Source organism: Streptomyces sp. NPDC093586 (genome assembly GCF_044764905.1).
Classification (GTDB): Bacteria; Actinomycetota; Actinomycetes; order Streptomycetales; family Streptomycetaceae; genus Streptomyces.
Window position 1 is genome coordinate 85,781 of the sequence record NZ_JBIWJA010000030.1, and the last position, 10,177, is coordinate 95,957.

At 74.2% G+C, this 10,177-nt stretch carries 9 protein-coding genes; 6 read left to right on the plus strand and 3 right to left on the minus strand.

Annotated features, from left to right (window positions below):
- Window positions 1-91 precede the first annotated feature (91 nt).
- From ACIRFH_RS26860 to ACIRFH_RS26880, 5 genes are all read left to right on the plus strand, one after another.
- A complete protein-coding gene (locus ACIRFH_RS26860) occupies window positions 92-1,486 on the plus strand; it encodes a CitMHS family transporter (RefSeq protein ID WP_403525846.1) in 1,395 nt (464 codons plus the stop codon).
- A 54-nt stretch (window positions 1,487-1,540) separates the two neighbouring features.
- Entirely contained in the window at window positions 1,541-2,815 is a 1,275-nt protein-coding gene (locus ACIRFH_RS26865; RefSeq protein ID WP_403525849.1) for an MFS transporter, read from the plus strand.
- A gap of 34 nt (window positions 2,816-2,849) precedes the next feature.
- Complete coding sequence (locus ACIRFH_RS26870; protein WP_403525852.1) at window positions 2,850-3,053, plus strand: hypothetical protein; 204 nt, start codon at window positions 2,850-2,852, stop codon at window positions 3,051-3,053.
- A gap of 556 nt (window positions 3,054-3,609) precedes the next feature.
- On the plus strand, window positions 3,610-4,998 hold the full coding sequence (locus ACIRFH_RS26875; RefSeq protein ID WP_403525855.1) for an aldehyde dehydrogenase family protein: 1,389 nt from the start codon (window positions 3,610-3,612) through the stop codon (window positions 4,996-4,998).
- A gap of 21 nt (window positions 4,999-5,019) precedes the next feature.
- Window positions 5,020-6,117: a Zn-dependent alcohol dehydrogenase gene (locus tag ACIRFH_RS26880; protein ID WP_403525858.1), complete on the plus strand. Its 1,098-nt coding sequence runs from the start codon at window positions 5,020-5,022 to the stop codon at window positions 6,115-6,117.
- 205 nt (window positions 6,118-6,322) lie between these two features.
- Here ACIRFH_RS26880 and ACIRFH_RS26885 read toward each other — a convergent pair whose 3' ends face one another.
- The 3 genes from ACIRFH_RS26885 to ACIRFH_RS26895 all read right to left on the minus strand — a co-directional run bounded on the left by ACIRFH_RS26885 (window position 6,323) and on the right by ACIRFH_RS26895 (window position 8,778).
- A complete protein-coding gene (locus ACIRFH_RS26885; protein ID WP_403525876.1) occupies window positions 6,323-7,309 on the minus strand; it encodes a DMT family transporter in 987 nt (328 codons plus the stop codon).
- A 67-nt stretch (window positions 7,310-7,376) separates the two neighbouring features.
- Window positions 7,377-8,090 (minus strand): ArsR/SmtB family transcription factor, encoded by a 714-nt coding sequence (locus tag ACIRFH_RS26890; RefSeq protein WP_403525861.1) that lies wholly within the window; start codon window positions 8,088-8,090, stop codon window positions 7,377-7,379.
- A 46-nt stretch (window positions 8,091-8,136) separates the two neighbouring features.
- A complete protein-coding gene (locus tag ACIRFH_RS26895) occupies window positions 8,137-8,778 on the minus strand; it encodes a TetR/AcrR family transcriptional regulator (protein ID WP_403525864.1) in 642 nt (213 codons plus the stop codon).
- A 104-nt stretch (window positions 8,779-8,882) separates the two neighbouring features.
- Between ACIRFH_RS26895 and ACIRFH_RS26900 the strand changes: the two genes are divergently transcribed.
- A complete protein-coding gene (locus ACIRFH_RS26900; protein ID WP_403525866.1) occupies window positions 8,883-10,034 on the plus strand; it encodes an acyl-CoA dehydrogenase family protein in 1,152 nt (383 codons plus the stop codon).
- The last annotated feature ends 143 nt before the right edge of the window (window positions 10,035-10,177 follow it).

Genomic DNA, 10,177 nt, shown 5'->3' on the forward strand with positions numbered 1-10,177 from the left:
ACGTCTTGTTAACGCGGCTTCGCGCCCCCTAACGTCGCTCGCACCGCCTGCCCCGGTGGGATGTTCAAGGGCGAACGTTAGGTATCCACTCATGCTGACCATCCTCGGCTTCGCCATGATCGCGACCTTCCTGGTCCTGATCATGATGAAGAAGATGTCGCCGATCGCGGCGCTCGTGCTGATCCCCGCGCTGTTCTGCGTGTTCGTCGGCAAGGGCGCCCAGCTCGGCGACTACGTCATCGACGGCGTGTCCAGCCTCGCCCCCACCGCGGCGATGCTCATGTTCGCGATCGTCTACTTCGGTGTGATGATCGACGTCGGGCTGTTCGACCCGATCGTCCGGGCGATCCTGAAGTTCTGCAAGGCCGACCCGATGCGCATCGTCGTCGGCACGGCGCTGCTGGCCGCGATCGTCTCCCTGGACGGCGACGGCTCGACCACCTTCATGATCACGGTCTCGGCGATGTACCCGCTGTACAAGCGCCTGAAGATGAGCCTGGTCGTGATGACCGGTGTCGCCGCGATGGCCAACGGCGTGATGAACACCCTGCCCTGGGGCGGACCCACCGCCCGCGCCGCCACCGCGCTGAAGGTCGACGCCACCGACATCTTCGTGCCCATGATCCCCGCCCTGGCCGTCGGCCTGGTCGCGGTCGTCGCCCTGGCCTACGTCCTCGGTCTGCGCGAGCGCCGGCGGCTCGGCACCCTGACGCTGGACGAGGTGCTGGTGCGGGAGGACGAGACCGAGACGGTGCTGGTCGGCGCCGGCGCGGCGGCCGACGCCGGCAAGGCGTCCGTGGGCTCCGGCGGCCCGGCCGGCCGGGACGACGCGGCGGACGACGACTTCCAGGGCCTCGACCCGCACCGGGCCACCCTGCGCCCCAAGCTGTACTGGTTCAACGCGCTGCTCACGGTCGCCCTGCTGACCGCCATGATCATGGAACTGCTGCCGATCCCGGTGCTGTTCCTGATCGGCGCCGCGCTCGCCCTCACCGTGAACTTCCCGCACATCCCCGACCAGAAGGCCCGCATCGCGGCCCACGCCGACAACGTCCTCAACGTCTCCGGCATGGTCTTCGCCGCCGCCGTCTTCACCGGCGTCCTCACCGGCACCGGCATGGTCGACCACATGGCCAACTGGCTGGTGGACACCATCCCCGAGGGCATGGGCCCGCACATGGGCCTCGTCACCGGCCTGCTCAGCCTGCCGCTGACCTACTTCATGTCGAACGACGGCTTCTACTTCGGCGTCCTGCCGGTGCTCGCCGAGGCCGGCCAGGCGCACGGCGTGTCGACGCTGGAGATCGCCCGCGCCTCGATCGTCGGCCAGCCGCTGCACATGTCCAGCCCGCTCGTCCCCGCCGTCTACGTCCTGGTCGGCATGGCCAAGGTCGAGTTCGGCGACCACACCCGGTTCGTCGTGAAGTGGGCGGTCCTCACCAGCCTGGTGATCCTCGCGGCGGGCATCCTGTTCGGCATCATCTGACCGCCGGCCCGGCTCCCCGACGAGCCGGGCCAGTATTCGGGAAAGGACACGACCATGGGGCCCGGTGGGAACCGCGGCTGGCTGCTCCGCCTCGTCATCGCCTTCGGCTTCGCGCAGGGGGCGGTGTCGATGGCCCGGCCCGCCGTCTCCTACCGGGCCCTCGCCCTGGGCGCCGACGAGCGGGCGGTCGGCGTCATCGCCGGCGTGTACGCGCTGCTGCCGCTGTTCGCCGCCGTGCCGCTCGGCCGCCGCACCGACCACGGCCGCTGTGCCCCGCTGCTGCCCGTCGGCGTCGTCCTGATCGCCGGCGGCTGCGCGCTGAGCGGCATCGCCGGCTCCCTGTGGGCGATGGCCCTGTGGAGCGGTGTCATGGGCCTCGGCCACCTCTGCTTCGTCATCGGCGCCCAGTCGCTGGTCGCCCGCCAGTCCGCGCCGCACGAACAGGACCGCAACTTCGGCCACTTCACCATCGGCGCCTCGCTCGGCCAGCTCGTCGGGCCCGTCGCGGCGGGCGCCCTGATCGGCGGCCGGGACATGGCCGGCACCAGCGCGCTCGCCCTGGTCGTGGCGGGCGCCGGCGCGGCGGTGGCGTTCACGTCGCTGTGGCGCATAGAGCACCCGACGGCCGGCAAGTCCCGTAAGGAACCGGGGCCGCGGATCCCGGTGGCGGGGATCCTGCGGGCCCGGGGCGTACCCGCGGGCATCCTGATCAGCCTGTCGGTGCTGTCCGCGACCGACGTCCTCACCGCCTACCTGCCGGTGGTCGGCGAACACCGGGGCATCTCCCCGGCGGTGATCGGCGTCCTGCTCAGCCTGCGCGCCGCGGCCACGATCGCCTGCCGGCTGGTGCTCACGCCCCTGCTGCGCCTGCTCGGCCGCACCCTCCTGCTCACCGTCACCTGTCTGCTGGCGGCGGTGCTGTGCGCCGGCGTCGCGCTGCCGGTGCCGGTGTGGGCGCTGGGCGTGATGCTCGTCGTCCTCGGCTTCTGCCTGGGCGTCGGCCAGCCGCTGTCCATGACGACGGTCGTCCAGGCGGCCCCCGACGGGGCCCGTTCCACCGCCCTCGCCCTGCGCCTGACCGGCAACCGCCTCGGCCAGGTCGCCGCGCCCGCCGCGGCCGGTCTGATCGCCGGCGTCGCGGGCGTGGCCGCGCCCTTCGTGATGCTCGGCGCCCTGCTCCTGCTCTCCTCCGGCGTCGCCCTGCGCTCCCCGGCCGGGCCGGCGTCCGACCGCACGTCCGCCGACAGCGCCGACCGGGGCCGTCCGCCGCGTCGTACGGCACACCAGGGTGGTGGCCGCCGCGAGGACCCGCCGGTCCACGGGGGATGATGACGGCCACCACACGGGAATCGGGGGAACAGCCATGGCCGTACTTGTCGTAACCGGCGTCCTGCTGCTGGTCGTCGGCGGATGCGTCTGCGTCGTGCGGGCGGCCCGGGGCGGCCCCCGCTGGGTCCGGGCGGTCGCCGCCGTGACCCTGACGGCGGGCGAGTTGGTGCGGGCCGCGGGGCGCTCGCGCGGCCACGCGGGCGGCAGCCCGAGCGGGGGCGGCGCCGGGGACGCCTAGTGCCGCGACAGGCGACGTCCGCCCCGTCGCGACGCCCGGCACGCTTCCCCGGAGGGGGTGCCCCCACTCGCCGCACCGGCCGGAAGCCCGCGTGCGTCCAGTACGAGGGCCTCCGGCCGGCACGCCCCCAGCCTCCGGCCGGCACGCCCCCAGCCTCCGGCCGGCACGCCCCCAGCCTCCGGCCGGGGGACCCCGGAGCACGCACCGGACGTCGCTCCTCACCGGGCGAACGTCGCCTGCCGCGGGACTAGGGGCCGTCGTCCGGATCGCGCCGGTCCGATCGGCATCCCCCGCATCAACCCGCTGCGCGGCCTCGTACGCGCCCCGCTCGACGGCGCGATGACCATCAGCCTGGGCAAGCAGTACCTGCGCCCGCCCGAACCGCTGTGTCTGGACCACCAGGCGCTCCGGGTCCGCCCCGGCACGCAGGAGTGATCCGTCGGGATCCGGCCCTCCGGGAAGACGAACCGCGCCACCATGGTGGCCGCCCCTGGTGCCGTAAAACTATCGGCGCTAGTTTGGGGCCGGACGACGACGCCCGCCCGGAGGGAACGCGATGAAGGCACACGACGGCATGTACATCGACGGGGCCTGGCGGCCCGCCGACGGCCGGGACACGATCGACGTGGTGAACCCGGCCGACGAGCAGGTGATCGGCACGGTCCCCGCCGGCACCGCCCTGGACGTCGACACCGCCGTACGGGCCGCCCGCGCCGCGCTGCCGGGCTGGGCCGCCACCCCGCCCGCCGAGCGCGCCGCGCGCCTGGCCGCCCTGCGGGACGTCCTGGTGGCCCGCAAGGACGAGATCGCCGAGACCGTCACCGCCGAACTCGGCTCGCCGCTGAAGTTCTCGCAGGCTGTGCACGCCGCCGCCCCCATCGCCGTCGCCGGCTCCTACGCCGAGCTGGCGGCGACGTACGCCTTCGAGGAGAAGGTCGGCAACTCCGTCGTCCACCACGAGCCGGTCGGCGTCGTCGGCGCCATCACGCCGTGGAACTACCCGCTCCACCAGATCGTCGCCAAGGTCGCCCCGGCGCTCGCGGCCGGTTGCACGGTCGTGCTGAAGCCCGCCGAGGACACCCCGCTCACCGCCCGGCTCTTCGCCGAGGCGGTGCACGAGGCGGGCGTCCCGGCGGGCGTCTTCAACCTCGTCACCGGTCTCGGCCCGGTCGCCGGCCAGGCCCTGGCCGAGCACCCCGACGTCGACCTGGTCTCCTTCACCGGCTCCACCGCCGTCGGCCGCCGCATCGGCGCGATCGCCGGCGCCGCCGTCAAGAAGGTCGCCCTGGAGCTCGGCGGCAAGTCCGCCAACGTCATCCTCCCCAGCGCCGACCTGGCCAGGGCCGTGAACGTCGGCGTCGCCAACGTCATGTCCAACTCCGGCCAGACGTGCAGCGCCTGGACCCGCATGCTGGTCCACCGCGACCAGTACGACGAGGCCGTGGCGCTCGCCGCCGAGGCCGCCGCGAAGTACGGCGACCGGATCGGCCCGCTCGTCAACGCCAAGCAGCGGGAGCGGGTCCGCGGCTACATCGAGAAGGGCGTCGCCGAGGGCGCGCGTCTGGTGGCGGGCGGCCCCGAAGCCCCGCGCGATCAGGGGTACTTCGTCAGCCCGACCGTCTTCGCCGACGTGACCGAGGACATGGCCGTCGCCCAGGAGGAGATCTTCGGCCCCGTCCTGTGCGTCCTGCGCTACGAGGACGAGGAGGACGCCCTGCGGATCGCCAACGGCACGGTCTACGGCCTCGCCGGCGCCGTCTGGGCCGGGGACGAGGCGGAGGCGGTCGCCTTCGCCCGCCGCATGGACACCGGCCAGGTCGACATCAACGGCGGCCGCTTCAACCCGCTGGCCCCCTTCGGCGGCTACAAGCAGTCCGGCGTCGGCCGCGAACTGGGCCTGCACGGCCTCACCGAGTACCTCCAGACCAAGTCCCTCCAGTTCTAGAACAGGGGAGTTGCCCACGTCATGGCCGTCCGTGATGTCATCCGCGCCGCTGTCGTACCCGCCGTCGGCGCCCCGCTGGAGGTCACCGGGATCGAGCTGCCCGAGCCCGGCCCCGGCCAGGTCCGGGTGCGGCTCGCCGCCGCCGGGGTCTGCCACTCCGACCTGTCCCTGTCCAACGGCACCATGCGCGTGCCGCTGCCCGCCGTCCTCGGCCACGAGGGCGCCGGCACGGTCCTCGCCGTCGGCGAGGGCGTCACGCACGTCGCGCCCGGCGACGGCGTCGTCCTCAACTGGGCGCCCTCCTGCGGCGCCTGCCACCCCTGCTCGCTCGGCGAGGTGTGGCTGTGCGCGAACGCCCTGGCCGGCGCCGCGAACGTCCACGCCCGCCGCGCCGACGACGGCACCGACCTGCACCCCGGCCTGAACGTCGCCGCGTTCGCCGAGGAGACGGTCGTGTCCGCGTCCTGCGTCCTGCCCGCCCCGGACGGCATCCCGCTCACCGACGCCGCGCTGCTCGGCTGCGCCGTCCTCACCGGGTACGGCGCCGTCCACCACGCGGCGAAGGTCCGCGAGGGCGAGACGGTCGCCGTGTTCGGCGTCGGGGGAGTGGGTCTCGCCACCCTCCAGGCGGCCCGCATCGCCGGGGCGTCGATGATCGTCGCGGTCGACGTCTCCCCGGAGAAGGAGGAGCTGGCCCGCGCCGCCGGCGCCACCGACTACCTGATCGCCTCCGACACCACCGCCCGCGAGATCCGCGCTCTCACCGGCAAGCAGGGCGTCGACGTCGCCGTGGAGTGCGTCGGCCGGGCCGTCACCATCCGCACCGCCTGGGAATCCACCCGGCGCGGCGGACGCACCACCGTCGTCGGCATCGGCGGCAAGGACCAGCAGGTCACCTTCAACGCCCTGGAGATCTTCCACTGGGGCCGCACCCTGTCCGGCTGCGTCTACGGCAACGCCGACCCGGCCCGCGACCTTCCGGTCCTGGCCGACCACGTCCGCGCCGGCCGCCTCGACCTGGCCGCCCTGGTCACGGAGCGCATCGCCCTCGACGGCATCCCGGCCGCCTTCGACAACATGATGGCGGGCAAGGGCGGCCGGGCGCTGGTGGTCTTCTAGTGCCGCGGCAGGCGACGTTCGCCCGGTGAGGAGCGGCGTCCGGTGCGTGCTCCGGGGGTCCCCCCGGCCGGAGGCTGGGGGAGTGCCGGCCGGAAGCCCTCGTACCGGACGTGTTCGGGCTTCCGGCCGGTGCGGCGAGCGGGGGCACCCCCTCCGGGGGAGCGTGCCGGGCGTCGCGACGGGGCGGACGTCGCCTGTCGCGGCACTAGGTCCTGCCGTCCCAGGCCGCCGGGTCGGACACACCCCGACGCCGGCCCGCGTCCTCGCGGCGCGGCTCAGGAGCCCCGTCCGGCTCCTGGGCCGCCGCCGCGCGCCCGCGGGACCGCGACACCGCCACGCCCGCCAGGCACAGCGCCCCGCCCGCCAGCGTGAACAGTCCGGGCACCTCGCCCAGCACCAGCCACGACATCAGCACGACCAGGGCGGGCACCGCGTACGTCGTCGCGCCCATGCGGCCGGCGGTCGTCCGGGCCAGGGCGTACGCCCACGTCGTGAACGCCAGGGCGGTCGGGAACACGCCCAGGTAGACCACGTCGAGCGTCGCGGAGGCGGGCGCCTTCGCCACCTCCCGCACCAGCTGCCCGGCGAACGGCAGGCAGAGCACCGCCCCGACCAGGCACCCGAACGTCGTCACCTGGAGGGCGCTCGCATGCCCCAGCGCGGGCTTCTGCGCGACGACCCCGCCCGCGTACGCCACGGCCGCCAGCAGGCACAGCACCACCCCGAACAGCGAGGAGCCGCCCTCGCCGGACATCGACAGGCCCACGGTCACCGCACCGGCGAACGACACCACCATCCCCAGCAGCAGCCGCGGCGGCAGCGCGTCGCCGAGCAGACGGGCGCCGAGCAGCGCGATGAGGATCGGCCCGACGTTGACCACCAGGGCGGCCGTGCCGGCGTCCACCTGCTGCTCGCCCCAGTTCAGGGCGACCATGTAGAAGCCGAACCACAGCAGCCCGGACATCGCGATCCCCCGCCGGGCCGGCCGCGGCGGCAGCCCCTCCCGGCGCACCAGGCAGATCACCCCCAGCGTCAGCGCGCCCGACAGCAGCCGCCCGAGCGCCAGCGCGCCCGGCGAGTACGCCTCGCCCGCGCTGCGGATGGAGACGAAGGCGGAGGCCCACAGGACGACGGTGACGGTGGCGGCGCCGGCGGCGAGAAGGCCGGCACGGCGGGTCGGGGCGGTGCTCATCATGCTCCAGAGGCTAGGCAGGAAGGGGGCGGGGGACCGGCGGATTCCGGACGGGGCGCCCGCGCGCTCAGCGCAGCAGTGCCGGGTCGATGCCCAGCAGCCCGGACAGCGCGTCCTCGCCGGCCGGCGTCACCTTCACCGCCCGTTCCGAGCCGATGCGCACGCACCAGCCCGAGTCCAGGGCGTGCCGGCACAGGGCCGCGCCCGCGACGCCCGCGAGGTGGGGGCGGCGTTCGGTCCAGTCCAGGCAGGCGCGGGCCAGCGGCCGGCGGCTCGTGCGGTCCAGGCGGATCCCGGCGGCGTCGAACCAGTCGAGCCCCGTGTCGGTGAGGGCGAAGCCGGTGTCCTGGCGCAGCAGCCCGCGCCCGGTCAGCGCGTCGGTGACCGTGATGCCGAGCCGCCCGGCGAGATGGTCGTAGCAGGTGCGCCCGCGGGCCATCGCCGACCCGGCGCTCGACGCGCGCAGGGTGCGCGGGCGCCGCGTCGCCGCCTCGGGCGCGACCTGCGCGGCGAGGTCCTCCACGAGATGCGCGATCCGCTCGTCGGCGAGCCGCACGTACCGGTGCCGCCCCTGCCGTTCCTCGGCGAGCAGGCCGCCCGCGACGAGCTTGCCGAGGTGCTCGCTCAGGGTCGACGCCGCGACGCCCGCGTGCCGGGCCAGCTCGCCGGCGGTCCACGCCCGCCCGTCGAGCAGCGCCAGCAGGCAGGCGGCCCTGGTCTCGTCGGCGAGCAGCCCCGCGAGCCGGGCGAGCCCGGGTGCTTCACCGTCCTTGTCGGTCATGCGTCCAGGATGGGACACGGACGCTTCGGCGCCGGCCGAAGTGTCCTCAGGCGGTCCGGCCCGCCTGCTCGTACTGCAGCGCCAGCCCGTCCAGCAGCGCCGTCAGCCCGGTCTCGAAGGCCCGCTCGTCGATCTTCTCCTGCTGCTCGGCGAGCAGGTGCGCCTTGCCGAGGTGCGGGTAGTCGGCGGGGTCGTAGGCACCGGCGTCGTCGGGGAAGCCCCGCGCGAAGGAGCCGAGCGCGGACCCCATGACGAAGTACCGCATCAACGCGCCGATGGACGTGGCCTGCGCCGGCGGCCAGCCCGCGTCGACCATCGCGCCGTAGACGGCGTCCGCGAGGCGCAGCGCGGCCGGGCGGCGGCCGGGCCCGTGGGCCAGCACCGGGACGATGTTGGGGTGGTCGCGCAGGGCCGCCCGGTAGGAGACGGCCCAGTCGTGCAGCGCGGTCCGCCAGTCCCGGCCGTCCTCGAACATCGACAGGTCGACCTGCGCGCTGACCGAGTCGGCGACGGCCTCCAGGATCTCGTCCTTGGTGCGGAAGTGGTTGTAGAGCGAGGGTCCGCTGACCCCCAGTTCCGCCGCGAGCCGGCGCGTGGAGACGGCCGCGAGGCCCTCCGCGTCCACCAGCGCGCGGGCCGTCTCGATGATCCGGTCGGTGCTGAGCAGGGGCTTGCGCGGTCGGGCCATGGCGCACATAGTAGGGCTGCGGCCATAAACTAGCAGCGCTAATTTAAATGTCCGGCTTTCAAGAGGCGCCTGTCCGGATCCGTCTTCTGTGGGGTGTACCCGTCATGAACCTGGAGCTCAGCGAGGAGCAGACCGCCGTGCGGCGGCTCGCCCGGGACTTCGTGGAGCGCGAGATCGCCCCCCACGTCGTCGCCTGGGACCGTGCCGAGGAGGTGGACCGGTCCCTCGTCAAGAAGCTCGGCGAGGTCGGCTTCCTCGGGCTCACCGTCGACGAGGAGTACGGCGGCAGCGGCGGCGACCACCTCGCGTACTGTCTGGTGACGGAGGAGCTGGGCCGGGGCGACAGCTCCGTGCGCGGCATCGTCTCCGTCTCCCTCGGCCTGGTCGCCAAGACGATCGCCGCCTGGGGGGACGAGGAGCAGAAGCGCCGCTGGCTGCCCGGGCTGACCTCCGGCGGGTACGTCGGCTGCTTCGGCCTGACCGAGCCCGGTACCGGATCGGACGCCGGGAACCTCTCCACCCGCGCGGTCCGCGACGGCGACGACTACGTCGTCAACGGCACCAAGATGTTCATCACCAACGGCACCTGGGCCGACGTCGTCCTGCTCTTCGCCCGCTCCACCGACGCCCCCGGCCACAAGGGCGTCTCCGCCTTCCTCGTGCCCACCGACACCCCCGGGCTGACCCGCCGCACCGTCCACGGCAAGCTCGGACTGCGCGGCCAGGCCACCGCCGAACTGGTCCTTCAGGACGTCCGCGTCCCCGCCTCCGCGATGCTGGCCCCCGAGGGCAAGGGCTTCTCGGTCGCCATGTCGGCGCTCGCCAAGGGGCGGATGTCGGTCGCGGCCGGCTGCGTCGGCATCGCCCAGGCCGCCCTGGACGCCGCCGTGCGGTACGCGGGCGAGCGCGAGCAGTTCGGGAAGACCATCGCCCATCACCAGCTGGTGCAGGAGCTGATCAGCGACATCGCCCTCGACGTGGACGCGGCCCGGCTGCTGACCTGGCGCGTCGCCGACCTGATCGACCGCGGGCAGCCCTTCGCCGTCGAGTCCTCCAAGGCCAAGCTGTTCGCCTCGGAGGCCGCCGTCCGCGCCGCCAACAACGCCCTCCAGGTCTTCGGCGGCTACGGCTACATCGACGAGTACCCGGCCGGCAAGCTGCTGCGCGACGCCCGCGTGATGACCCTCTACGAGGGCACCAGCCAGATCCAGAAGCTGGTCATCGGGCGCGCGCTGACGGGCGTCTCGGCCTTCTGAGTACCCGGACTGAGTACGTCGGGGGGGGTGGGGGCGGGCCCCCCCCCCCCCCCCGTTTGCCCATGGTGTGACAACCGGCCAACACCACAGGCCCCCCCCCCGCATAAGGGCGGCCCGCGGGGGCATGGGCCGAGCCCAGGGCG

Coding starts and splice junctions, on each gene's coding strand:
- ACIRFH_RS26860 (WP_403525846.1), top strand. CDS start 92: ATGCTGACCATCCTCGGCTTCGCCATGATCGCGACCTTCCTGGTCCTG.
- ACIRFH_RS26895 (WP_403525864.1), bottom strand. CDS start 8,778: ATGGCCCGACCGCGCAAGCCCCTGCTCAGCACCGACCGGATCATCGAG.
- ACIRFH_RS26900 (WP_403525866.1), top strand. CDS start 8,883: ATGAACCTGGAGCTCAGCGAGGAGCAGACCGCCGTGCGGCGGCTCGCC.
- ACIRFH_RS26875 (WP_403525855.1), top strand. CDS start 3,610: ATGAAGGCACACGACGGCATGTACATCGACGGGGCCTGGCGGCCCGCC.
- ACIRFH_RS26870 (WP_403525852.1), top strand. CDS start 2,850: ATGGCCGTACTTGTCGTAACCGGCGTCCTGCTGCTGGTCGTCGGCGGA.
- ACIRFH_RS26880 (WP_403525858.1), top strand. CDS start 5,020: ATGGCCGTCCGTGATGTCATCCGCGCCGCTGTCGTACCCGCCGTCGGC.
- ACIRFH_RS26865 (WP_403525849.1), top strand. CDS start 1,541: ATGGGGCCCGGTGGGAACCGCGGCTGGCTGCTCCGCCTCGTCATCGCC.
- ACIRFH_RS26885 (WP_403525876.1), bottom strand. CDS start 7,309: ATGAGCACCGCCCCGACCCGCCGTGCCGGCCTTCTCGCCGCCGGCGCC.
- ACIRFH_RS26890 (WP_403525861.1), bottom strand. CDS start 8,090: ATGACCGACAAGGACGGTGAAGCACCCGGGCTCGCCCGGCTCGCGGGG.